The sequence below is a fragment of the Thermanaerothrix solaris genome, from assembly GCF_032334255.1.
Lineage (GTDB): Bacteria > Chloroflexota > Anaerolineae > Anaerolineales > Anaerolineaceae > Thermanaerothrix > Thermanaerothrix solaris.
This window is the reverse complement of sequence record NZ_JAUHMF010000001.1, coordinates 1,548,323-1,570,963: the sequence shown is the minus strand read 5'-3', so window position 1 is coordinate 1,570,963 and position 22,641 is coordinate 1,548,323. Positions and strand designations below refer to the sequence as shown.

Genomic DNA, 22,641 nt, shown 5'->3' with positions numbered 1-22,641 from the left:
TTTCCTCCCTAACGCATGATTTTTGAGGTAAGGCGCCTAACGAAGGTTGAATCCAATGACAAGGAACACCAGAGTAAGCAGCAACGACCAGGGTAATAAACGTGTGACATCATCCATTTTGCCTGAAATCCATCTCAAACGCTGACCGAGCAGGGCTAATCCACTCAGGCCAATCCATGCGCCGCCTGCACTGATCCCCAGGACGCCCGGCCGGGCCAGGCCTTGCCCCACGGCCCACACGGGCACCCCCAAAATCACCAACCCGGCCACGCCGTGAACCAGCGCAACCATAAGCACACCCAACCGCGACGATAGCTTGCCCATGCGACTGTAGGCGATACCGATCAACCCTACTACTGCAAACGGGATGAAAACCGTCATGCCCTGAGGCCAATACTCCCCCACCAATCCTAATGAAAAACTTAGGGGTACCAGCGCCGCCACGACCACTACCAAGGGATGTTCCAGCACCTCCAGCCCCATCAGGAACAACCATAGACACGCCAACAGAAGAACCCCAAATCCCATCGTATATGCCACCATGGGCAAGGGGGTGCCCTCGGGAAGTCCGTGGGCAATTTGCCATCCTGCCAGCGCAGCCGCGAGCAACAGCACAAACCGATTGGAACGGGAGGTCAAGGTTAGCGAGACCATCTCTTATAGCGCCAAAAGCAACATCGCCGCCAGCATATACAGGGAGGCGTACTTGTATAAACTGAAGTTGACGCGTTCGGTGGGTCTGAACCATGCCCCTACGGCTAATATCACCAACCCGGTGGAGAGAACCGCAAGCAGGCGCAGGTAACCCCAAGCCATTCCCAACAAAATTGCCGCCAGGGTAATTGCCACGGCAGCCAGTAGGCTGGAAATCGAAATGATCGTGCGCGTTGTGGCAGCGCCGTAACGAGCTGGAAACGTCGGTACGCCAGCGGTCTGATAGTCCTCAAGGTGGCGCAAGGAAAAGGTCATGATATGGGTGGGAATCCACAACAACACCGCCAACGCCAGCAGAATCCCAATTGCATCCACATGGCCGACGCCAAGTGATCGCCCGGCCAATACCGGCATGCCCCCGGCAACGCCGCCCCACACAATACTCCAGCAGGTGCGGCGTTTGAGCCACAGGGTATACACCACTACATCGAAGAACCATCCTGCCAAGACCAATCCCCCATAGGTGGGAAAGACCCACCATGCCCACCCTATTCCCAACAACGAAAGGGCTATCCCGACCCACAAGGTTTCAGTTGGAGAAAGAGCACCAGCAGCCAGCGGGCGGCGGCACGTGCGTCCCATTTTGGCATCAATGTCGCGGTCCCACCACATATTGAGGAGTGTGCTCCCGCTAATTGCCAGGAACAGACTGCCCGCCACTTCCAGTAATGTCCCCAGGTTAAAGAGCGGGCAGCGGGCACTCATATACCCGGCCAGGCCGGTGGTTAGCAGCAAGCCTGTCTGCAGGGGTTTGATCAATGAAAAATACAGCCGAATTCGTTCCCTTACCATTGCCACCTCTCGCCTCTGGTCAACGCGCGATTAAGGCTCACGGACACAGCGGAAGCCCGTTCCTGGCCCAAAATACCACGGCGTCGCATTGTTGGTCACCCAAACCCGCAGATCAGGAGGATAGTTGTCTTTAGACCCACCGCGCATAAACCGGTAATGCATGCCCTCGGTGATATCCCCTACCCATTGCCATACGTTTCCTGCCATATCATAAAGTCCGTATGGGCTGGGTGAATCCAGGGTTGTGAAACCATCGTAGGTTTTTCCGTTGTAAAAGCCGACCGGCGTCGTGCGTGATCCTGCCATCTGTGGGGCCTCGAAGGGATCACCGCTGTGGTAGTAATTGGCATTCGCCGGAGTCAACTCCCACCCCCAGGGATATGGACGTCCATCCTCGCCACGAGCGGCTTTTTCCCACTCTAAACTACTGGGCAAGCGGTAGCCGTAATAACGGCAATACCCCCACGCTCCAAACCATGAGACGTAGGTCATTGGATGGTAGGCATAACCGGTTTTGGGCGCAAAGACACCTTCGACATAAACAAATGGGGCATCAGGTTCATTGAGTGGGACATAAACGTAATCTTGAGGCGGGATTTCTTCTTCGTGCTTGGCGCCGTGAAACGGATCGCCTGGATAAAACCCCACCACCTGGTTCCCTTGCACGCGCAGCTTGCCCTCAGTCATGGCCTGATTAAGAAAACGCACATACTGTTCCACCGTAACGTCCGTGACCATCATGGCAAAGGTGTGCGTGAGGTTAGTTGGGGTGTTAAACTGACCCGCTAAAAACGGCCCTGCCGGTATTACTGCCCAGGCCTCGGAGTCAACTCCGGTATCGTAAACCGGCAGCGGCGTGGCTGCCACCACTGGTTGGCAGGCAGTTACCGCCAACATCAGCGCAAGCATTAATCCCCACCGTGTCCAAAGTGTCCGAAACCCGCATCTCATTGGCCGTTTCATGCCTTGACCTCCATCTCTGCCGGATCTGTTTGATTGGCCTCAACCGTCCAGCGCCCCTCCCGTCGGAACAAATCCAGCAACCGCCAGATGAGCAGCAGCGCCAGGATTACCAACACCATCCCCAGCCCAATATCCACCAATAGCAAGACAGTATTCACCAGCGGCTGCTGACGAGCCTCGCTAACCACCAGGCGTTTGAGTTCATAGACCGTAACTGCCGCAAACGCCAGATCAGAGAAGAGAATAATTCCCCAACCATAAAGGCGGCGCACCCATCCTTTCAAGCCGATCAGGTCACCGTAATAAAGCAGGATGATGGTCGCAATAATGGCCGAGAGCACATGCCAGTGCCCGGTGAGGATCAAACGCTCTTCACGCGACGGCCACTGGCGGAAGATTTCGTCCAGGCGTACGGCGACAAAAATGCCCACCCCGCTAACGGTGAAATTCATAAACACCATTTGCCACAGCGGCCCAAACCGTAAGGGGTCGCGTAATAAAGCGCGTAATTTTTGCCCCGCGCTGGGTTTGGGTACATCACGGGTGCCTTCACGGATCAATTGATCCCACCCAAAGATCACCAGCATCAATGCTGCCAGCATGGCCGGGGTTGCCCCTACGTAAATGATCATGTGCGCAATGGGCTCTAAGGGCGTGACCACTCCCCAGACCCCCAGGTTGAGGACAAGCGTACCCAGGATCATCAGCGGCATGGCAATTTTGTGCAAAATGCCCTTGAAATCCAACCATCTTCCGATGATCAGGGTCAGCATAATCGCGATCAATGCCAGCATGATGTGGAGATGACCGATAACAGCGTACTGCAAGCCGGTTTTCTCCGGTAAGCGGATAATATCTTCGGCCAGAAAGGTCTGAAAACCGTTGGCGTAGTAGGCTCCCGGCACCGCCCCGAAGATCGCCGAGATGACTGTGGTGAGCGCCGTGGCAAAAAAGGCTACCCGTTCCAAATCTATACCACTGCGGGTATGGGCATAAGCCGGATCACGCACCCGATAGGCCTTGTTCCACGGCCATAATCCAATGCACAGCAACACCCCGGCAAAGAAGATCAACGTCAGACCGACCAGATATAAGCCATGAAACGCCCAGTTATGCCCCCAATAGGCGAACCCCAGGCCGAAAATCATGGCGGTCAGGTATCCCACCGTAATCAGCACGCGCACGGCGGTACGATAGAAAGACGCCATACCCACCAAAGCCGTGATCAGATAGGTTTCAATGGCAATGACAGCCATGGCAATCGTGTGATAGAGGATAATGATCCGACCCTCGCGCTCCGCGGGTAAAAGGCGCATTCCCAGGGTCTTAATGACCCAATCCCGCACCCCCAAATCCGCCATGGGCCCGGAAAGCAGGCCAAATAGCGCCGTTTCCAGCGCAATCATGGCAATCGCGACCAGGATCAACCCCTTAGTGGACGAAAAGAGATACTCCAAGCGTCTGCCGAGTTCGCGCATATGTCAATCTCCCATTCGCTTTAGCCCTGGGGCGCCGATGAGCCCTATTTGTTAGAATAATCACAAAGTCGTCCCGAGGCTTTGACCAAAGTTAAATTGTGTAGGCCAACGGCTTATTAAAGCCATCCCTGCCCCGAACGTATCGCCGTTCGGGGCAGGGTACTTTCGTCGCGGTTATTGGCCGGCAGGGGCAACGTAGTCCCAGGCTTTGGGAAGCACCAACACGATCAGCAAACCGAGGCTGGCCAGTGGCGCCAAAGCAAAGAGCGAGAAGCGCCCTAATTGCTGAGCAGTGACCGCTGCCAGGGGGATGCCAACCACCAGTTCGGTTGTTGCCGCTACCAGGCTGGTCACCCGTACCCACTCACGCGGTTTATGAATTACCGCAATTGTCACGACTGCCCAACCGATCATAGCCACCCAATGCAGGCGCTGAACCAAGGTGAAGATTGGATCGCCGTGGGTGATGATGCGGCTGGTGCTCGATACCCCGTTCATCCAGCAAAAGATGTATGCCATGCCGGTAAAGAGTGCGAACAATGTTTGTTGCCAGCTAATCTTGCCAATCAGGCGCAGGAACAGAAAGTACAACAGCAGATAAGGCCAAAAGAGCGGAAAGTATACCGGTGGTAAGCCGGCGGCCATGTAGGGTACATTGACAAACCACGACCCCAGCAACGCTAGCACCAGCCCAATCGTGGTGAGGAAGAACGCCCAATTGCGCCCGCTGAAAAAGCCGTAGGCGCTCACAGCGAATAGCACCCCTGCCAGCAGGCCGAAATCGGCCATGACTGGATGAATGTACTTGAGCAGAATTTCACACCCGGGCTCTGCCGATTCGGCGCTCATCCCGATGCGATACCATTGCAGGAAGAGGACGATGTGACCGATGATCCCCATGGCCGCGGCAATGAGCGCCAGGATGCCCCCTACTATTTGACGATTCTTCATGACAACCTCCTCATGGTGTAAGGTATAGAAACGGCTATTCGCCGAAGTGGCAGGAACAGCCGTTGTAATAGGCCGCATCATTGTGTGCCGCCACATAGACCATGGTGCCCGGCTCAATGGTCAGGTTGCACCCTTTCAGAAAATCGGGCCGCTTTTCCCACGCCTTCACCTGCACGTTGCAAGTTACATAAACGGTACCGCGCCAGGTGTCATCGCACAACGGGCCTTCCACCACCTTATCCACCGCAATCTTCTTCCCTCTAATCTCGACCAGGATGGGCGTGGGTGTAGGCCCAGGTGTCGCCGTCCTCTGAGGCACCGCGGTGGGTAACGCCGTTAGATAGGGCGGTGAAGTTCCTTCGCGGCGGCAGGGATTCCCCTCAGACTGACAGGCCACCATACCAAGCCCGATGAATAGTGCCATCACCAACAAACTCAATTTATGGATGCGTGGCATAAGCCCTCCTTGTCATGTGAAACATAGCACAATGAAACCCCCCAAGGCTTTAACTTAACGCAAAACCTAAGATAAAATCATTCTGATGAACCTGATCTCTGTATTTACGTCTCACCCCTTTTTTGAACCCCTGGCAGAACACGAAAAAGCCTATCTGGCCCGACATGCCCTGGTGCGCAAATTGGCTAGAGAAGAATACTTGGCAACCCAGGGGGACTGCTGGCCGTACCTCTTTCTCATCCTGGAGGGGGAAATTGAAGCCGTCAAGGTCTCTACCGAAGGGCGTCCCCTGATCGTCACCACCTTTGTTTCAGGCGATATCTTTTGGGGGCCGGCCTTCTTTGAAGCCGATCTACCCCTGCCCATCTCCCTGGAGGCCAATCAACCCACTACGGTGGTCATATGGTCGCGCTCGACCCTGGACCCTCTGCTGGCCAAAGGGGGGATCGGTTGGGCGTTAGCGCGGTTGATGTTGCGCTATATGCTGCGCGCCAATGTTCTGCTGGAGCGCCTGGCCTTTCAACCGGTCACGGCTCGTTTGGCACGCCTGCTTCTGGAGCACTTCCAGAGCACCGAGAGCCCCGCCATCCCGCGCACGCTAACGCTGGATGACATTGCTGCTCGTATTGGCACCACGCGCGAAGTCGCCTGCCGCTCCCTCTACTATCTGGCAGATCGTAAAATCATTGATGTCACGCGCACTGAACTGGTGTTGATTGATCGAGAAAGCCTGATACAGTTAGCCGGAGAAACTTGATCCACGTTGCCACAGCCAACCCATCCGGTTCTATAAGTAAGCCCCTTTCTATCTAATCCTCGCGAGGTCCCCCATGTCCGAACTCACCGATTCTGAACTCGTGCCGTTGTGCCTGGAACACAATTTCTGGACCTGGGCAGCTCAGGCCCAGGTTGAGCCGATCCCTATCAGCCATGCCAAAGGCGTGTACTTCTGGGATATTCACGGCAAGCGCTACCTGGATTTCAATTCCATGGTCATGTGCGTCAACATCGGCCACGGGGATGAACGGGTCATCGAGGCCATCGTCCGCCAGGCGCGCGAACTGCCCTTTGCCGGACCGCACATGGCCACCCGCCCGCGCGCCCGTTTGGGCCAGCTGCTGGCCGAGATCACCCCGCCCGGCCTGACCAAATTCCTCTATACCCTGGGCGGGGCCGATGCCAACGAAAACGCGATCAAACTGGCACGTGGTTACACCGGGCGCTGGAAAATCCTCGCCCGCTATCGTTCCTACCACGGTGCTACCTACGGCGCTATCGCCGCCACCGGCGATCCGCGCCGCCTGGCCTGGGAACCGCTAACGATGCCCGGGGTGGTGCATTTCCTGGACCCTTACCGTTACCGCTCCACCTTCCACCGCACCCAGCCCGACCTGCCTGAAGCCGAATTCACCCAGGATTATCTCAACCACCTCGAAGAGATCATCCACTATGAAGGCCCAAACACCATCGCCGCCATCCTGATCGAGACGGTCACCGGCACGAACGGCGTGATCATCCCACCCCAGGGTTACCTGCAAGGGGTGCGTGCCTTATGCGACCGCTACGGCATCCTGCTGATTTGCGATGAGGTGATGAGCGGGTTCGGGCGCACTGGCGCCTGGTTCGCCGTGGATCATTACGGCGTGGTGCCCGACCTGATGACCATGGCCAAAGGGCTGACTTCGGGTTATGCGCCGCTGGGGGCCGTAGCAATGAAGCCGGAGATCGCCGCTTTCTACAATGAACGGGTGTATCAAGGCGGGCTGACCTACAACGGGCACCCCATCTCCCTGGCGGCGGCGATTGCCACCATTGAGGTGATGAAAGAAGACCACCTGGTGGAACGCGCTCGCGCCACCGGTGAGGTACTGGCTGAGATGCTCGCCGAACTGATGGATCGCCACCCTTCGGTAGGCGAGGTACGCTCGATTGGCCTCTTCGGGGCGATTGAACTGGTGCGTAACCGCCGGACGCGCGAGCCACTTGCCCCCTATAACGGCACCAGCCCGGAGATGACCGCCTTGCGCCGTTTCTTGCTCGAACGCGGCCTGTTCCTTTATACCCACTGGAACGTCATCCTGATCATCCCACCTCTGATTATCACCCCGGAACAACTGGCTGAGGGCTTCGCTATTCTGGATGAGGGGCTCCAAATTACCGACCGTGGGGTGACGGAATAGGTGTCACCTTGTGGGTACCAGGCGCATCTAAATAAAGGCAATTTATTCGGATACAATACATCCAAAATTTCCTCAAGGAGTGTGAACCATGGAGATCAATCTGGGTGCAATCGCCTCACCGTCGTCATCCCAGTCCAACCCGGTTGAAGATGTGATCATCCTCGGCGCCGGCCCAGCCGGTTTGGCGGCGGCGCTGTATGCTGCACGGGCTGAACTTTCGCCGCTGGTGCTCACCGGTACTGAGTTAGGGGGGCAGGCTGCGCTGACCCACACCATTGAAAACTACCCCGGCTTTCCCGAGGGGGTGGGGGGGATGGAATTAGGCGAGTTATTTCAAAAACAGGCTGAACGCTTTGGGGCCCGTCTGGAATTTGATACTGCCGAAGCCGTTGACCTCTCTCAACATCCGTTCCGTGTGCGTACCTACGGCAAAGAATACCGGGCACGTGCCTTGATCATTGCCACTGGCGCCAGCCCCAATCATCTTGAGGTTCCGGGTGAGGCCGAATTCACCGGGCGGGGCGTCTCCTACTGCGCTACCTGCGATGGCTGGTTCTTTAAAGATAAGGATGTGATCGTCGTCGGTGGGGGTGATAGCGCGCTAGAGGAAGGTCTGTTCCTCACCCGCTACGCCCGCCAGGTGACCATTGTCCATCGCCGCGACCAACTGCGCGCCGGCGCCATCCTGCAGCGCCGCGCCCGCGAAAACCCCAAGATCCAGTTCATTTGGAATACCGTTGTGCGTGAGATTCGCGGCAATGCCGCCGTGGAAGCCGTGCGCTTGGAGAACGTGCAAACCGGCGAGACCTGGGAGCGTCCGACCGATGGCGTGTTCATCTTCATTGGGCACAGGCCCAATACCGCCCTCTTCCGCGGCCAACTCGACCTGGATGAGAGGGGCTATATCAAAACCGATCCGTTAATGCGTACCAACGTGCCGGGGGTGTTCGCCGCTGGTGAGGTGATGGATCCGCACTTTCGCCAGGTCGTGACCTCCGCTGGAATGGGGGCTGCTGCCGCGATGATGGCGGTGCGTTTCTTGCAGGAGCAAGAGGGATAACCCGAGCCGCGCTTACCCCGCAAAAAAGATCAAAAAGGCTGCCCGCATCAAATGGGCAGCCTTTTGTTTCGACTGCTGTCCGTCTCACTCAGGGCGCTGGTGTGACCGCGCCCGCTGCCCACCAGACAAACACACGGAACGCACTGGGCGCGCCGGCCTGTTCGTAAATGGGCTTGCCGTCGAGTGAGGTCCCCGTCTGGCGCACCGGCACCACGAACCACTGCAAGACATGCGGGACGGTATCCACCGGGCGGAAAGCCGCCGGGACAATGAACTTGGTATCGGTCACGTACTCCACCAGGCGACGCCCTTTGCCCTCGGTCAGGTCTTCGATGGTCACCGCGTAGGCCTCGTTATCGCGCAGCGTGCCCACGGCCGCCCATTGCAACGTCACGGTGTCATTCGCCGCGGTGAAGACGGCGCCATTAGCCGGCAGGAGCAGGTTGGGCGCCGGATAGGGCGGCGGTGGCGTTGGCGTGGGGGTCGGGCCGGGGGTTGGCAGGCGTTCACACAGCGGAATCTGCAGAACTTGCCCCTCATAGACGATATCGCTGGTCAGGCCGTTGTAGGATTTAATGGACTCCATCGAGACGTTATAGCGTGCGGCAATGATGCTCAGGGTATCGTTAGCGGTGACGGTATACTCAAGTTTCTGACAGGCTGCCTCGGTGGCTTCTGCCGGGCTGAGCGTGTTGGTGGGCTGGGGTGAGGGGGTCGGTGTGGGCTGCGGAATGAGCAATTTCTGCCCTACCACCAGGTTATCACAGGCCACCGGCAGGTTGTTCAACGCAATGATGCTGGAGACCGAAACCCCGAAGGTATAGGCAATGGTGATACAGTTATCGCCGCTGCGCACGGTGTACTCAATCGGCGGCAGGGGGGTGAACGTCGGCTCCAGGGTCGGCGTAGGGCTGGCCGTGGGTGTAAAGGTGATCGTGGGAGTTACGGTCAGCGTGGGGGTGGCGGTCGGTTCAACGACCCGCCCGGTGCTCTGCAAGGCGGCAAAGACCGTGCCGGCCCCGATGGCGAGCAAGAGCACCATCAGCCCCAAAGCGATCGGCAGGGAAAGGGTAATCTCGGGCAGGCGCGGCCCTTGCAGCGGACTGCCTTTTTTGCCGCCCTCAGGAGTAAAAGTATGGCCGCAGACCAGGCAGCGCGTTGCCCCTTCGCTCGTGCGGGCCCCGCAAATGGGACATACTTTCGTTTTGGTCGTTTCCTCTGGACTCATAGACCTTCATCCTTAAAATATGCCGTAGGGTATCGCGGCAGGGGGTATTATAACATAGTCGTTTTTCTGACAAGGGCAGGGGAATTTTTGCCTGTTCAGATCACCACCACTCGTGTGCCATAGCCGCGCTTTTCAATATCCTCCGGGCCCGCCACCGGCGTCGTCCAGCGATAGAGCCAGCGTGCCTCGGCTGTGCGCATGTTGATGCAACCGTGGCTGCGCGGGGTGCCGAAGTCGGTGTGCCAGTACGTGCCGTGGAACGCCACCCCGGTGGCTTCGAAGAAACACGTCCAGGGCACGCCTGGCAATTCGTAGTCCTCCGGATTGCCAGTCAAACGTCCCTCGCCCATGTGTTTGGAAGGCATCTTGGAGAAGATATTAAACTCCCCTTTGGGTGTCTCCCACGGGATTTCCCCCGGTGGCGAGCGGAATAGGCCCGAGGAAATTTTGGTCTGGAAGACCGGTGTCTCGCCCTCGTAGCAAGTCAGGGTCTGGCGGGCAATCGAGACCTCGATCCATTTCTGATGCGCCGGCACCTCAGGTGAAATGGGAGCGAACTCTTCCGGCTTGAACAGGCGCAGGTGCACCGCCGGGACGTGGTACTCCAGTTCGAGCAGTTCGTCCTTGAGCCGGTACCAGGGGCTGCCATCTGGACCTTCGTCAATCCCTACCACCCAATGCGTGGATTCGTAGTAGAGGCGGTATAATGGCTGCCAGCCCTGGGCGCGAGTATAGCGCAACGCCTGGGTAAACGGCACCGTGACCTCAGCCAGAACGAGCGCTGTGGGCAACTCCGCCGGCACCGGGTTGTATTGAATCCGCACACGTTGGGTATTGGCGCGATGAATATAGCCACCCCACACCCGATACCAAACCGGATTATGGGCCGGACCAGCCTCCGACTCTACCTCGGCATAAATATTGACCAGTTCATCGCGATAGCGCTGGAAGCGGATGCGGCTTTGGTCCGAGGGCTGACTATAAACGCTGACCGAGCGCACGGTCACCCGCAGCAAGTCCTCTTGCGTGGCATCCTGGAGCACACCCACGCTGGGGTAAAAAGCCAGTGCGCCCAGGCCCAAGCCCATCAGGCGCAAAAACTCACGGCGCGAAAGACGGATGCTCATGTGAAGGGGATTATACCAGGATGAACGCCCTGCTTTTGGCCCTGCTCTCGGCGTTGGGAGGCGCGCTGGCTAACCTGATGGCACGTTCCATCTTGCGCCAGACAAGCCTGCGCGCCATTTTCGGGCTCAATTTTGCCCTGATCTTTGCCTGGCTGCTTCCCTTTGCACCGTTTTATTTTTCCCTCGCGGTCTCACCCCCCGCGCTGGGGTGGTTAGCATTGGCTATCGGACTGGATGCCGCGGCCAATTACGCCTATTTTCAGTCCTTCGCCCACCTGGATGCCCTTACCGCCAGCACCCTCCTCGCCCTTTCCCCGTTTTTCACCCTGCTGGCAGCACCGTTCCTCAGCCCAATAGCGCCACCGCTGGGCTGGTTCCAAATCCTGGGAGTCGTGTTGTGTGGCGGGGCCGTGCTGGTTCTCACCCAGGCCCAAAACGCTGCTACCTCCCTTTTGCATGCTCGCCCACACCCGGCCCCAAGCGCATTGGCCTACCCCCTGGTCGCAGCGGCGCTCTTCGGGCTGAGCCTCTACCCCACCCAACATCTGTTTGCCGCTGGTTATACCAACCCACCCACGTATTATCTCATTCGCGCCGCGGTGATTGCCTTGCTGGCTTGGCCGCTAAGCCGCCCCCGCTGGCATGGTTTGCCAGCCGGTCTGGTGCGCAGGCTGGCTCTGCGCGCGGCAGTTGTGATTGCACAATGGTTGGTGCTGCTCTACGCGCTGGAAGGGGTAGCCCCGGCGGTGGTCAAAGCCCTGGCTGACACCTCGCCGCTCTTCGTGCTGGGGCTCAGCCTGTGGCGGGGCGAAAAGCCCACCCGCACCCAGGTTCTGTCGGCACTGGCCGTCGTGCTAGGGGTAGCGCTGTTGTGGCTTGGAGGGAGGTAATCTAACCGCTGTGCCAGAAAGTGCGCATCAGGTCTCTTTAGGGCGGCTAACGTGCACCGCGCGCCAAGCCTCGCGGTTCTTCTTACGGTCAAAGGTTTTTTCCAGGGCATAGCGCACGCGACAACCCTTGGTTTGACACTCGCGCGGCAGGTCGCGCACCAGCACAAAGACCTCCTCCCCGCCTCCGTCCGGTTGAATGTAGGTGTATTTGCGTTGCCCAGGTGCTTCTTTCAGCGTACCGGTATAAAAGGTCAGCCCGCGGGTCTGGCCTTCCTTCCAAATCTGACGGCAACGCGCTTCCAGCCCCTTGCTGTCTTGGGGTAAATCGGGCCAGGTCGAGCCCTGTTGGGCAAGAGCCTGGCGCACGCGCTGTTCAGCTTCCAGGTCTTCGGGCGACACCTTCCACCCTTTTTCTATTCGCACGGCTTTAACCAGGGCGACATGCAGCGCTGCTACCTCGGGTTGGTTAAGTTTCACCGCCAGGTCGGCCAGCGCCATCAGATAACCCAATTTGTATTCCACCCCCTGGTTAGTCGAAAGCAGCGCAGTGCAGAAATGGCGATAGGCTTCATCCTGTTGACCAGCGCGGGCTTCCAGGATGGCCAGGTCGGCAAATACGTACCAGTCCGCACGGGGGTGATTGAGCAGGCGCCGAAACTGGGTGATGCCCTCGCCCAGGCCGCCTAGTTCGGCGCGCGCTTGGGCTGCTATGCGCTGGAGGAAGAATTCATCGGGAAAGTCTTGCAATCCGGCTTGGGCGGTTTCAAGCGCTTCCTGATAGCGCCCCAATTCCAGCAGGGCCCGCGCCCGCTGGACGTACCACACCTCGCGCTCGGACATGGTTTTCTTGCCGTTGATCTCGCGTGCTTCTTTATCCAAATCCGCCGGGTCGAGCCGCGCCGACCATTCTTCGACCACCGCCCACTGCCCTCTATCTTTGCCAACCTTCATCATTGCCTGGCTCACCAGTTTGAGCAGTAAGCCCTGGGGATTAAGGTCCAGGATTTGGCGGGCCCCGTAAAGCGCGCGCCCCAGGTCACCGGTTTCCCTGGCCGGCTTGATGTAGCGTTCGTAGAGCACCCACCCCAGTTCAGATTGGATATAGGGATCACCGGGTGCCAGTTCCAAGGCCTTACGCGCGACTGCCTCGGCTTGATCCAGGCGTCCCTGTTTGCGCTGGCAGAATGCCAGACGCCATCCCACGCGGGGATCGGGTTGTTGCTGCCAAAGGGTGGCGAAGATCTGAGCGGCCTGCGGGTAGCGGCCCTCTTTGCGCAGGTTCTCGGCCTGGGCGAAAGGATGAGTGTCGTTGGGCATGTTTTTTCCCTCGGGCGATGGTTAAGAATCACAGTGGGCTAAGCGTACTGGAGGTCCCCCGTCTGGTATGAGATTAGGTTTTTTTTTCTGATTGATTACTATTATACTGCATCCCAAGCCCGAACCAGGTTAAGCGTCCTACCCATCGTTTCACACCCCGTGCCGATCGCCTGCAGAACTCACGTCTTGCCTCACCCAACGCCGACGGGGGTGTATTAAAAAACCAGCCTGAACTGAAAAAAGAGAATTGTAAGCCAAAAGGTTAGATTAATTGTATTAAGTTTGTTGGGATTGACAAACCTCAAAATTTAGGTTAAATTAACGTTGACTTTACGCCATTTTTACGCATTCTTTATGGATGCAGGGGGAAAGAAAACGCAACGTGGCCCCAAAGTCCGCAACCCACATTGTTGAATCGGATCAGCCTAGGCCCATCCATAGGGGCAAGTGGGAGGGGTCATTTTGCCATTTTCCCCATGATGGCGGGGTATCGTCGCTTCTGATCTCATTTTGATCCAAGGGGAGGTTTCACATGAAAGGTTCCTATCTTGCTCGTCTCATCACACTGGTTGTTGTGGCAGCCCTACTGGCGTTGGGAGTAGGGTCTCGTTTCAGTGTTTTTGCCCAAACTGGAAGTACGTTAACGGTTTGCGCCTCAGGGTGCAATTACACAAGCATTCAAGCAGCGATTGATGCCGCACAAAGCGGGGACACCATCCAGGTCAAAGAGGGAACTTACAATGAGTATTTGAGCATCACAAAACCGCTCACTCTTGAGGGCGAGGGTAGTGATAAGGTAACGCTAAACGCCACCGTGTCCAATGGCTATGGAATCTATATCAAGGCAGATAACGTTACGGTCAAGGGACTCAAGGTTGTTGGTAACTCTTCCACCTACTATGGGATCAAGGCCGAGGGGTCATCCAACCTAACCCTGCAAAACTTAATCGTGCAGGAATATGGCCGTTCGGGTGTAGATCTCAATGGCTGTACAAACTCCCTGGTAGACACTGTCGTTGCGCAAGACAATGGAGGCGCCGGAATCGCCGTAACCAATTCAAGCCACATCACCCTTAAGAACCTCACCACCAGTAATAACCGTTGGGGTGGGGTGGCATTGTTCACCGCCTCGGGGCCTTACACACCGGGGTTAAGCGACATTACCCTTGAAGGCACAAACTCATTTGGAGAAGTCAATCCACTCTACGTTGAGTTGGCTGATGCTTCGCACACCTTAACGAATTTCAACCAAAGCGAGTTTGCTTACATCGTGCGCAGTACGGGGGTCCCGTTATTCACATGGTATCAGAAAGACAAAGATACTGCGCTTAATTTCATTAATGCGGCGAATGCAGTAAACTCCACGTTCAAAGCCACGGCCGCCATTCAACGCTTAAGCGATGGCACTTTCCACGTATTAAATACGCTGAATATCCAACCAGCCATTGATCTCGCGCCTTCGGGCGGGACGGTGTATGTGTACCCGGGAACGTACACCGAGAATATTCGCATTACCAAAAAACTCACCTTGCTCTCCACCGAAGGGCGAGAACAAACGACAATACAGGGTATTTCTGGGGAAGGTGCTTTAGGAACAATTCTGATTTCCAATAATACTGACGGCGTGCAAATTGGGGATATTGGGCATGGGTTTAAGATCATCGGCATTGATAATGGCTATCCTGAAGTAGAAAACGCTGCAATTTACTTTCAAGGCAACCACAGCAATGCGGTCATCAAGGGTAACGAGATTGTTGCCAACGGTGAGCATGGACTGCTAACCGAATATTCTGCAATCATTACCGGATTTCTCATTGATTCGAACGTTTTCTCTGGCAAAACTTTCCAGGGTGACAAACCGGCTGGGAACGGGTTTGGTCAGCAATTTACATTACCGAATGTCCCCCGTCAACTTGTAGTCATGGGCGGAGGCGCTTCAGGTACCGGCACAACCAATATCACTTTTACCAACAATCGCATTATCGGAACAGCGGGCGGTTTTAACGATGAAGGTCAACCCCAAGGAAACACGTTGGTCACTTTAGATGCTGAAAATAGTCGTATCGAAGGCAATGTTTTTGAGGGTGTAACCTCTCGAGACGCCACCAGTCTCCGCGTGCGCCGTTCCAATGTGAGCATCAAAAATAACGTTTTCAAGAGCACGGGGCTGCTTAGCCCAGCCACAGGGCATTTGTATCTTTTGAATAACCCGATAAACGACTCTCTGATTGCTGATAATACTTTCGATAAAGGGGTTTATATCGAAAACCTAACTGGTGGCACTATTGGGACCAACGTGAGCCTCTTTGCCACGGCAGCGCCAACTAACTCTGTGATTCATGTCCTTCCTGGCACCTACGAGGAACAGGTGGTTGTGTCCGGTAAGACTCTCACCCTCCAGGGCGAGGGAGACGATCCCGCGGATGTGGTGATCAAATCGCCGACTACGCTGAGCGCCAAGTTCACCACCTCGGTGGATAACAAACCCGTGGTGCTGGTGCAAAATAATGCTAATGTCACCATTAAAAACCTCACCGTGGACGGCGCTAAACGTGGTGGCATCCATACCAATTACCGCTTTATGGGTATTGCGTTCTACAACGCCGGTGGCACGGTTGAAAATGTCACCGTCACCGGTGTGCGTGACGATGAAAACGGTCAGATCTCGGGCATGCAGCACGGCCTGGGCATCTATGCCTACAACCAGGATGGCACCACTCGCACCTTGACCGTGCGCAACACCACCGTGACCGACTTCCAGAAGAACGGCATCACCGTGGTTGGCAGTGGCCTGACCGCAACGATTGAGGGCAACACCATCACCGGCGCCGGTTCTACCTCGATCATCGCCCAGAACGGCATCCAGGTATCGTATGGCGCGGCGGCAACCGTGCGCCACAACACCGTCTCCGGAATCGCGTACCGTGGCCAGAATTGGGTGGCCGCAGGTATCCTGGTCTTAGATGCCGGCACCACCACGGTGGAGGGCAACACCCTCACCTCCACCCAGGCCAACATCTACGTGGTTGAATCCAGCGCCACCGTGAGCGCCAACCGCATCAGTGCGCCAGCCTGTGTGGGAGATGCCTGCTACGGCATCATCGCCAGCGACCCGCTGAGCGCACGCCCCAGCCCGCTTGAAGAAGCCGTGGCTTCAACCACCCCTGCCCAGCCCAACCGCAGCAATAATTTCACCCTGCTGGGTAGTACCAACCCGCTGGATACGGTAACCATCACTGCCAACGAGATCAGCGGTGCAACTTACGCCAGCGGCGAGAGCGTCGGCCTGGGCGTTTATGATGGCTACGCCGACCGCGATGTCGCTGTCAGCGCCAGCCAGAACGTCATTTCGGGTTGGTCTTACGGCGTGTATGTGGGGCGGTGCGACCCAGAAGTGGTGACTTGTTACTCTGGCCGCCTGCGCACGTTTGCGCTCAATCAAAATGCCATCACGGAGAACGCGGTCGGCATGGGTACCAATCTCACCATATCCCTGAACGCCGAACGCAACTGGTGGGGTTCGGCGCACGGCCCGCAGGTAGCGACCAACGCCGGTGGGGATGGTCAGCCCATTGAAGGGAGCACCATTGACTATGTGCCGTGGCTGTGCGATGGTACCGATGCACAACCAAGCCAAATCGGCTTCCAGCCCGTGAGCAACGCAGAGACCTGCACCAACACCCCCACCCGCTTGCGCTTCATCGTACAACCGCCGTCCACCGCTTTCACCAATGAGCCGTTCGATCCTCAGCCGCAGGTGCGGGTGGAAGACGCCCAGGGCAATCTGGCCATCAACTACGATAATGCCATTCTCATCGCCCTGGCGAACAACCCCGCTGGCGGTGTACTGGGTGGCACCCTCTCGGCCGATCCTGTCAACGGTGTTGCGACCTTTACTAACCTCTTCCTCAATAAACCGGGCCCAAATTATCGCTTGCTCGCTACTTCCGGCACCCTGACCGCAGCGTACAGCAATTACTTCACCGTGGTGGATCCCAGCGCCGACCTCAGCCTCAGCCTGAGCGCGCCGGGCAGCGTCAATGCCGGAGCCACCTTTGATTACACCCTCACCGTGAGTAACGCCGGGCCGAAGGCGGCGAATGCGCTCACCCTCACCCTGAACCTTCCGGCCGGCGTGACCTACCAGAGCGCCAGCGGCAGCGGCTGGACCTGCAACTACAGCGCCGGGACCGTTACCTGCACGGCCACCAGTCTGGCCAGCGGCGCCAACACTACCGTGACGGTCAACGTCACCGCCCCAGCCCAGGCGGGTACCCTCACGGCTACCGCCAGCGTCAGCGCGGCCTCCCCGACCGACCCCGTCCCGGCCAATAATAACGCCAGTGCTGGCACCACGGTGGTCGTCCTGCCCCCGACCGGTGGCAGTCAGATTTTCCTGCCTTTGATCATGCGCTAATCCCGCGTCCCCCCTTCCCGCCTTGGCCCCGCCGTCCCCCACGGCGGGGCCGTTTATTAAGGCGCCGGTTCGGCGATGACGAACAACCGCCCCCAGGTGCTCACGCCCTCGCGCGCGATGCAGGTCTGCAAGGTAACGTGGGGCTTGCCCTGGTAATGACGGGCAAACACCTGCGCCGCAATAAGGATCTCACCACTGGCCAGGTCTTTAAAATCGCTTGTGGGGCTGTCGGGCTGGAGGGCCTGATATTCAAAACGTTGACTCACACGGTAGGCGTGTGTTTGCCCATCCCCCTCAATGATCCACAGGCGCATCCCCGCGCGGAGATCAAAGAACTTGGCCCCGGCCAGCGTGTTGTGGGCCAGCAGCCCGATCACCGGCGGTTGCACCAGCCCAAACTGGGTCACGGTATCCGGTTGGCGGGTGATGTAAAGGTAATCGCCGCTGGGCTGTTGATCCACCCGAAAGGCCAGCATCCCTTCGACGTAAATGCCGCGTATCACCCCAGCCTGCCCATCCGCTACCTGGGCGGCGAAGGTCTCAAGGGTCAGCACCGCCTCGGCCTGCCCGCCGGTAGCGGGGATATCTCCTCCACCGTTGATGACGGCGGGCAGGAAAACCCGGTAGCCCCCACCCCCATCGGCGGCTTGAACATTTTGGCGTGGCCAACCTATCAGCCAAATACTGATCAGAGCACTTATGATCATTAAACACAGCGCGAGGCGCTTCATCTTTCCCTCCTGGCCGGCAAGAGCGCCCCGCGGCGAAAGGCACGGCGGAGGAGCCGGTTTTTGGCTCCCCTGCGCGGGCACAAAAAACCGCTCGTTTTCGGCAGCCTGGCAATCATGGGCCTGCTTTGGGCAGACCTTTAGACCCATGGCTTTGCGTCGCCGGCTTTCGCCGGGTTTGCCCTTGTCGAACGAGTCGTTACGACTGTATCCAATTGTCCAGGTACAGCGGTTAGCGGCGAACGCCGTTAGCCGCTCCACCCTCTACTTTTTAGTATAGGCCACTTAATCGGATTCTGAAGGGGGATTCGGTCAGGGCGACTTTACATTTTCGTTAGGTCGTCGCGTCCGCAGGCTGCGACCGGCAGGCAGCGCACAGACCGAACAGGATCAGATGATTGGTCTGGATGTGAAAATCGTGGGCCGCTTCGATGGCCGCAAAAAACGGCCCCACCTGGGTATGGTCAATAGTCACAATCCGCCCACAGCGGGTGCACACCAGATGATGGTGCAGGGGTTGCCCCACCCGCTCGTAGAGGGTCACCCCCCTGCCCATGTCTGAAACCGAGACCCGGCCCTGCTGGGTCAGGCGTTCCAAGGCGCGGTACACCGTGGAAGGGGCAATGGCCGGCAGGCGAGCCTTAAGGCGCTCGTAGATCTCCAGCGCGCTCAGGTGGCTGTCCCCTTCGCCCGCCAGCACCTCGAGAATGGCCATTTGCACTGAGGATTGTCGCATTGAGATTATTTTATCGCGATTTTTGCCGCTAATAGCCTCATTATGGGGTGGCAAGATGTCATACCAATTAGGTAATTATTTGCATTTGCAAAAAATTGCAGAAATATCTATACTGGTGAGCAGAATTTCCCCATTTCTGGAGGTGATACATGGTTCCGCTTATCCTTGCTATGCACATTCCGGATGGCTTTCTGGCTCCGCCGGTCTTGGTGGGCGGCTGGCTTCTGGCCGGCCTGGTGATTGCCTGGGCACTGCGGGCTCTGGATGGCGATGCCGCTGCCCATCGCTTACCCCTGATTGGGGTCATGGCAGCAGCCATCTTTGCGGCGCAGATGCTCAATTTTCCCATTGCCGGTGGAACCTCGGGACACTTGCTCGGCGCAGCACTGGCAACATTGGTGCTCGGTCCCTGGGCCGCGATGCTGGTTATGACCACGGTGGTCGGGGTGCAGGCGCTTTTCTTCCAGGATGGGGGGCTACTGGCGCTGGGAGTCAACCTGCTCAATATGGCCGTGATCGGGGTGTGGGTGGCTTATGCGGTGCAGCGCCTGGTGAATCTCGCCCTGGGGCGCTTTCGCTGGGGGCAATCGGTCAGCGCGTTTGTGGCAGCCTGGGCGTCTATCTTTTTCGCCGCCCTGGCCTGTGGGCTGGAACTGGCGCTTTCCGGCGCCTCGCCGGCGGCGGTGGTGATCCCGGCCATGGGCGGCATTCATGCCCTGATCGGTCTGGTTGAGGGGGCAATCACGGTGGGGGCATTGGCATTCCTGCGTGCCGCTCGCCCGAGCCTGCTCCAACCCGCCCCACTACCTCCAGCGGAACGGCGAGGCATTCTGGTGGGAGGGCTGTTGACCACCCTACTCCTGGTGGCTGCGGCTCCTCTGGCGTCCACCGCGCCGGATGGCCTGGAACGGGTAGCCGAAGACCTGGGGTTTATCACCCGCGCCACCGAACCCGCTTTTCATCTGCTCCCGGATTACACTCTGCCGGCCCTGGGTGAAGGGGCGTTGAGCACCATTATCGCTGGCCTGATCGGGGCGGCCCTGGTGCTGGGTGTGGCCTGGGGGGTCCTGTCCATTCGGGCGCGTCGTGCTGGGCACTGAGCGATGCGGCTGCACATCGGTACAGAGCCTCTCCCTTCACGCTTACAACGGCTGGATGCCCGGCTAAAGCTACTGGTGGGGGTGGCGCTGTTGTTGGGCATCGCGCTGACGCCGCGTGGTCACTGGGGAGCGCTGGGTGCTTATGCCACGCTGCTGCTCGTGCTCTGGCGTTGGGGAGCACCTGGGTTACCCCTCTGGCGAACGGCATTGTGGCTCTCACCTTTCGCACTGGCGACGCTCCCCTGGCTATGGCTCACGTCTGGCCCACCCATGCTGACGCTGGGTCGGGCGGGAACAGGCCTGATCATTACCCAAACGGGGCTGCTACGGGTGACCGACCTGATCCTGCGCATGGTGCTCTCAATCGCCACCGCCGGCCTGATCGTGGGCACCACCCCCTGGACGGCACTGCTGGCAGCGCTACGCACCTTCGGCTTGCCCCGAGTCCTGATCAGCAGCATGGGGCTGATGCTGCACTACCTGGGGTTGTGGGTGGCATCGGCCCATACCTTGCAGCGAGCACGGGCAGCCCGTTCCTTTGAATGGCCCGGGCGGCGGGCCGGAGGAACACTAGCCTGGCGAGCGCGGATTACCGGGGGCATGGTGGGCAATCTTTTCCTGCGCGCGCTGGCGCAAAGCGAACGGACCTACCAGGCCATGCTGGCGCGCGGCTTTGACGGCGAAATTCGCACCCTCCCATTTTCGCCATTGAACCGCCGCGCCTGGGCAGTAAGCCTGGCGCTGGCGATGCTGGGAGGTTTACTGGGACAACTGTTGCCTTGACGACCATGGCCCGATGATGACCCCTGCGCTGGAGATCCACCACCTCACGTTTGCTTACCCACCCGGGCAAGTGGCACTGCGCGGGATTAACCTGCGGGTCATGCCGGGCGAACATGTGGCGCTGGTCGGGCCGAACGGCGCCGGCAAGTCCACTTTACTTTTACATTTGAACGGGCTGTTGAGCGGTGATGGGGAGATACGCATCTTTGGCACACCGCTCACGCCTAAAACGTTACAGCAGATTCGCCGTCGGGTCGGGTTGGTGTTTCAATCCCCTGAGGATCAACTTTTTTGCCCCACGGTCTATGAGGATGTGGCCTACGCCCCGTGCTACGCCGGCTTGCCCCCACAAGAGATCGCTCAGCGGGTGCGTGAGGCTTTGCAACTGGTTGGGATGCAGGACCACGCCGAGCGTTCTCCTTTTCACCTGAGCCTGGGGGAGCAGAAACGGGTAGCGCTGGCCACCGTGCTGGTGATGCAGCCGGATATCCTCGCCCTGGATGAGCCCACGGCCGGCCTTGACCCGCGCGGGCGGCGCGAGTTAAGCCTTCTTTTACAATCCTTGCCACAAACGCTGATCCTGGCAACGCACGATTTGGAATTGGTGCGCCAGGTTTGCCCGCGCACCGTGGTGCTGGAGGGAGGCATGGTGATCGCCGATGGCCCAACGGCACAGGTGCTGAGCGATCCAGCCTTCTTGTTGGCGCATGGGCTGGCCTAGCGCACGGCCAGGGCAACCGCGGCGCGGAAACTGCGATAAGCGCTCAAGGCATCCGGGGCAAGGAAGGCGATGGTGCGCCCATCTACCCGCTCGGCGCCCGGCAAGAGCATGGCGCCATCGGCCATCTGCGAGGCCTGAAATTCCACCTGCACACGGATAGGCGTCTCCAGGCGCAGTGGACGCGCCCCCTGCCCCTCGCGGAAGCGACGCACGGCGCGTTGGGCTGCTGCCTGAATACGGGCTTGGGCTTCGGCCAGGGGCAAACATTCCGCGGCCCACCGCCCGACCGCCTGCTTGACCGCGGCCGTCTCCACTTCGGGCACCCACTCGCGCGCTTCGGCACACACGGCTTGATCCCCGGAGACCAGCAATACCGGCACCCCGAAGTATCCGCATACTGCAGCATTGAAGCCAAACTCACCGCATAGACGATCATTCAGCCACACATTTGCCACCCGCGTGCTCGACCAGGTATGATCGAGGATGGCATTTAGCGTGCCGGCGCGGGCATGATAGCCAATGAACAACGCCGCATCCACCCCGCTTTCGACGCCCTGCACCATCGAAAGCGGCGCTGGGGTACCGGCGGCAAGTTGAGCGCGCGGATCGAGAGCTTCAATGAGCAAGTTACTGCTATCCCAATGCCCATCGGCGACGATGAAGGCCGTGGCACCCGCTTCGGCGGCCCCGCGGATGGCGGCGTTGACATCCTCGGTCATGATCTTGCGAAAGCGCTGGTATTCGGCATGCTCGGGGTTGACCTGGTTCCAATTCACCACTCCTGAAATCCCTTCCATATCCACGGCAATGAGTAGTCGCATCGTCTAAGCCTCCCATAGGTGATTGCCCTAATCTTATCCCAGGCTGAAAAGAGCGGCAAGATGTGGCTTACGAGAAATTACCGAATGCTAAACGTGTGGATTTTGAGATTGTTTACCTTTCATAAGACCGGGTACCGCGTTGGGCAGACCACGGCCTTGTATGCCTGGAGTGAGAAGC

At 58.4% G+C, this 22,641-nt stretch carries 21 protein-coding genes and 1 riboswitch; of the genes, 9 read left to right on the top strand and 12 right to left on the bottom strand.

All coding sequences use genetic code 11. The features are described 5' to 3' along the window. Positions 1-36: 36 nt before the first annotated feature. The 6 genes from QYE77_RS07230 to QYE77_RS07205 form a co-directional block, all read right to left on the bottom strand. Positions 37-654 (bottom strand): hypothetical protein, encoded by a 618-nt coding sequence (locus QYE77_RS07230; RefSeq protein ID WP_315624705.1) that lies wholly within the window; start codon positions 652-654, stop codon positions 37-39. 3 nt (positions 655-657) lie between these two features. Beyond that, positions 658-1,506, bottom strand: coding sequence for a protoheme IX farnesyltransferase (locus QYE77_RS07225; RefSeq protein WP_315624704.1), 849 nt, complete (start codon positions 1,504-1,506; stop codon positions 658-660). A gap of 30 nt (positions 1,507-1,536) precedes the next feature. Next, positions 1,537-2,469: a formylglycine-generating enzyme family protein gene (locus QYE77_RS07220; protein ID WP_315624703.1), complete on the bottom strand. Its 933-nt coding sequence runs from the start codon at positions 2,467-2,469 to the stop codon at positions 1,537-1,539. Beyond that, positions 2,466-3,947, bottom strand: a complete 1,482-nt coding sequence (locus tag QYE77_RS07215) for a hypothetical protein (protein WP_315624702.1) — start codon at positions 3,945-3,947, stop codon at positions 2,466-2,468. The genes QYE77_RS07220 and QYE77_RS07215 overlap by 4 nt, the downstream gene beginning before the upstream one ends. Positions 3,948-4,121: 174 nt before the next feature. Then, the gene (locus tag QYE77_RS07210) at positions 4,122-4,898 is read right to left on the bottom strand and encodes a hypothetical protein (RefSeq protein WP_315624701.1); all 777 of its coding nucleotides are present in this window, start codon (positions 4,896-4,898) and stop codon (positions 4,122-4,124) included. Positions 4,899-4,932: 34 nt separating this feature from the next. After that, the gene (locus QYE77_RS07205; RefSeq protein ID WP_315624700.1) at positions 4,933-5,355 is read right to left on the bottom strand and encodes a hypothetical protein; all 423 of its coding nucleotides are present in this window, start codon (positions 5,353-5,355) and stop codon (positions 4,933-4,935) included. Between the two features lie 85 nt (positions 5,356-5,440). Here QYE77_RS07205 and QYE77_RS07200 point away from each other — a divergent pair, with 85 nt between their 5' ends. The 3 genes from QYE77_RS07200 to trxB all read left to right on the top strand — a co-directional run bounded on the left by QYE77_RS07200 (position 5,441) and on the right by trxB (position 8,595). Beyond that, positions 5,441-6,112, top strand: coding sequence for a Crp/Fnr family transcriptional regulator (locus tag QYE77_RS07200; RefSeq protein WP_315624699.1), 672 nt, complete (start codon positions 5,441-5,443; stop codon positions 6,110-6,112). Between the two features lie 73 nt (positions 6,113-6,185). After that, positions 6,186-7,535, top strand: coding sequence for an aminotransferase class III-fold pyridoxal phosphate-dependent enzyme (locus QYE77_RS07195; RefSeq protein WP_315624698.1), 1,350 nt, complete (start codon positions 6,186-6,188; stop codon positions 7,533-7,535). A gap of 88 nt (positions 7,536-7,623) precedes the next feature. Continuing rightward, on the top strand, positions 7,624-8,595 hold the full coding sequence (gene trxB / locus QYE77_RS07190) for a thioredoxin-disulfide reductase (protein ID WP_315624697.1): 972 nt from the start codon (positions 7,624-7,626) through the stop codon (positions 8,593-8,595). 88 nt (positions 8,596-8,683) lie between these two features. Here trxB and QYE77_RS07185 read toward each other — a convergent pair whose 3' ends face one another. Further along, positions 8,684-9,823 (bottom strand): LysM peptidoglycan-binding domain-containing protein, encoded by a 1,140-nt coding sequence (locus QYE77_RS07185; RefSeq protein ID WP_315624696.1) that lies wholly within the window; start codon positions 9,821-9,823, stop codon positions 8,684-8,686. 95 nt (positions 9,824-9,918) lie between these two features. After that, the gene (locus QYE77_RS07180) at positions 9,919-10,950 is read right to left on the bottom strand and encodes a L,D-transpeptidase (protein WP_315624695.1); all 1,032 of its coding nucleotides are present in this window, start codon (positions 10,948-10,950) and stop codon (positions 9,919-9,921) included. Between the two features lie 20 nt (positions 10,951-10,970). Between QYE77_RS07180 and QYE77_RS07175 the strand changes: the two genes are divergently transcribed. Further along, entirely contained in the window at positions 10,971-11,840 is an 870-nt protein-coding gene (locus tag QYE77_RS07175; RefSeq protein ID WP_315624694.1) for a DMT family transporter, read from the top strand. 27 nt (positions 11,841-11,867) lie between these two features. On the opposite strand, the gene QYE77_RS07170 is transcribed toward QYE77_RS07175, so the two are convergent. After that, entirely contained in the window at positions 11,868-13,157 is a 1,290-nt protein-coding gene (locus QYE77_RS07170; protein ID WP_315624693.1) for a tetratricopeptide repeat protein, read from the bottom strand. 532 nt (positions 13,158-13,689) lie between these two features. Between QYE77_RS07170 and QYE77_RS07165 the strand changes: the two genes are divergently transcribed. Beyond that, positions 13,690-17,574: a right-handed parallel beta-helix repeat-containing protein gene (locus tag QYE77_RS07165; RefSeq protein ID WP_315624692.1), complete on the top strand. Its 3,885-nt coding sequence runs from the start codon at positions 13,690-13,692 to the stop codon at positions 17,572-17,574. Between the two features lie 56 nt (positions 17,575-17,630). On the opposite strand, the gene QYE77_RS07160 is transcribed toward QYE77_RS07165, so the two are convergent. Then, complete coding sequence (locus tag QYE77_RS07160; RefSeq protein WP_315624691.1) at positions 17,631-18,305, bottom strand: hypothetical protein; 675 nt, start codon at positions 18,303-18,305, stop codon at positions 17,631-17,633. A gap of 96 nt (positions 18,306-18,401) precedes the next feature. Then, positions 18,402-18,495: riboswitch (cyclic di-GMP riboswitch) on the bottom strand. Between QYE77_RS07160 and QYE77_RS07155 the strand changes: the two genes are divergently transcribed. Next, on the top strand, positions 18,451-18,582 hold the full coding sequence (locus QYE77_RS07155) for a hypothetical protein (protein ID WP_315624690.1): 132 nt from the start codon (positions 18,451-18,453) through the stop codon (positions 18,580-18,582). Its footprint overlaps the riboswitch before it by 45 nt. 54 nt (positions 18,583-18,636) lie before the next feature. Here QYE77_RS07155 and QYE77_RS07150 read toward each other — a convergent pair whose 3' ends face one another. Continuing rightward, positions 18,637-19,038 carry a Fur family transcriptional regulator gene (locus QYE77_RS07150; protein ID WP_315624689.1) on the bottom strand — a complete coding sequence of 134 codons (402 nt, stop codon included), beginning with the start codon at positions 19,036-19,038 and terminating at the stop codon, positions 18,637-18,639. 149 nt (positions 19,039-19,187) lie between these two features. Here QYE77_RS07150 and QYE77_RS07145 point away from each other — a divergent pair, with 149 nt between their 5' ends. Genes QYE77_RS07145 through QYE77_RS07135 form a run of 3 tightly spaced genes read left to right on the top strand, consistent with a single transcriptional unit; the run spans position 19,188 to position 21,642 of the window. Beyond that, positions 19,188-20,138, top strand: coding sequence for an energy-coupling factor ABC transporter permease (locus QYE77_RS07145; protein ID WP_315624688.1), 951 nt, complete (start codon positions 19,188-19,190; stop codon positions 20,136-20,138). Positions 20,139-20,141: 3 nt separating this feature from the next. Continuing rightward, positions 20,142-20,921 carry an energy-coupling factor transporter transmembrane component T gene (locus QYE77_RS07140; protein ID WP_315624687.1) on the top strand — a complete coding sequence of 260 codons (780 nt, stop codon included), beginning with the start codon at positions 20,142-20,144 and terminating at the stop codon, positions 20,919-20,921. A 13-nt stretch (positions 20,922-20,934) separates the two neighbouring features. Continuing rightward, positions 20,935-21,642 carry an energy-coupling factor ABC transporter ATP-binding protein gene (locus QYE77_RS07135; protein WP_315624686.1) on the top strand — a complete coding sequence of 236 codons (708 nt, stop codon included), beginning with the start codon at positions 20,935-20,937 and terminating at the stop codon, positions 21,640-21,642. Here QYE77_RS07135 and QYE77_RS07130 read toward each other — a convergent pair. Beyond that, positions 21,639-22,463 (bottom strand): M55 family metallopeptidase, encoded by an 825-nt coding sequence (locus QYE77_RS07130; RefSeq protein WP_315624685.1) that lies wholly within the window; start codon positions 22,461-22,463, stop codon positions 21,639-21,641. The two genes, QYE77_RS07135 and QYE77_RS07130, sit on opposite strands and share 4 nt — an antisense overlap. Positions 22,464-22,641: the final 178 nt, after the last annotated feature.

Excerpts from the sequence above, each read along its gene's own strand:
- QYE77_RS07230 (WP_315624705.1), bottom strand. The coding sequence starts at position 654 with ATGGTCTCGCTAACCTTGACCTCCCGTTCCAATCGGTTTGTGCTGTTG.
- QYE77_RS07225 (WP_315624704.1), bottom strand. The coding sequence starts at position 1,506 with ATGGTAAGGGAACGAATTCGGCTGTATTTTTCATTGATCAAACCCCTG.
- QYE77_RS07220 (WP_315624703.1), bottom strand. The coding sequence starts at position 2,469 with ATGAAACGGCCAATGAGATGCGGGTTTCGGACACTTTGGACACGGTGG.
- QYE77_RS07215 (WP_315624702.1), bottom strand. The coding sequence starts at position 3,947 with ATGCGCGAACTCGGCAGACGCTTGGAGTATCTCTTTTCGTCCACTAAG.
- QYE77_RS07210 (WP_315624701.1), bottom strand. The coding sequence starts at position 4,898 with ATGAAGAATCGTCAAATAGTAGGGGGCATCCTGGCGCTCATTGCCGCG.
- QYE77_RS07205 (WP_315624700.1), bottom strand. The coding sequence starts at position 5,355 with ATGCCACGCATCCATAAATTGAGTTTGTTGGTGATGGCACTATTCATC.
- QYE77_RS07200 (WP_315624699.1), top strand. The coding sequence starts at position 5,441 with ATGAACCTGATCTCTGTATTTACGTCTCACCCCTTTTTTGAACCCCTG.
- QYE77_RS07195 (WP_315624698.1), top strand. The coding sequence starts at position 6,186 with ATGTCCGAACTCACCGATTCTGAACTCGTGCCGTTGTGCCTGGAACAC.
- trxB (WP_315624697.1), top strand. The coding sequence starts at position 7,624 with ATGGAGATCAATCTGGGTGCAATCGCCTCACCGTCGTCATCCCAGTCC.
- QYE77_RS07185 (WP_315624696.1), bottom strand. The coding sequence starts at position 9,823 with ATGAGTCCAGAGGAAACGACCAAAACGAAAGTATGTCCCATTTGCGGG.
- QYE77_RS07180 (WP_315624695.1), bottom strand. The coding sequence starts at position 10,950 with ATGAGCATCCGTCTTTCGCGCCGTGAGTTTTTGCGCCTGATGGGCTTG.
- QYE77_RS07175 (WP_315624694.1), top strand. The coding sequence starts at position 10,971 with ATGAACGCCCTGCTTTTGGCCCTGCTCTCGGCGTTGGGAGGCGCGCTG.
- QYE77_RS07170 (WP_315624693.1), bottom strand. The coding sequence starts at position 13,157 with ATGCCCAACGACACTCATCCTTTCGCCCAGGCCGAGAACCTGCGCAAA.
- QYE77_RS07165 (WP_315624692.1), top strand. The coding sequence starts at position 13,690 with ATGAAAGGTTCCTATCTTGCTCGTCTCATCACACTGGTTGTTGTGGCA.
- QYE77_RS07160 (WP_315624691.1), bottom strand. The coding sequence starts at position 18,305 with ATGAAGCGCCTCGCGCTGTGTTTAATGATCATAAGTGCTCTGATCAGT.
- QYE77_RS07155 (WP_315624690.1), top strand. The coding sequence starts at position 18,451 with ATGGCTTTGCGTCGCCGGCTTTCGCCGGGTTTGCCCTTGTCGAACGAG.
- QYE77_RS07150 (WP_315624689.1), bottom strand. The coding sequence starts at position 19,038 with ATGCGACAATCCTCAGTGCAAATGGCCATTCTCGAGGTGCTGGCGGGC.
- QYE77_RS07145 (WP_315624688.1), top strand. The coding sequence starts at position 19,188 with ATGGTTCCGCTTATCCTTGCTATGCACATTCCGGATGGCTTTCTGGCT.
- QYE77_RS07140 (WP_315624687.1), top strand. The coding sequence starts at position 20,142 with ATGCGGCTGCACATCGGTACAGAGCCTCTCCCTTCACGCTTACAACGG.
- QYE77_RS07135 (WP_315624686.1), top strand. The coding sequence starts at position 20,935 with ATGATGACCCCTGCGCTGGAGATCCACCACCTCACGTTTGCTTACCCA.
- QYE77_RS07130 (WP_315624685.1), bottom strand. The coding sequence starts at position 22,463 with ATGCGACTACTCATTGCCGTGGATATGGAAGGGATTTCAGGAGTGGTG.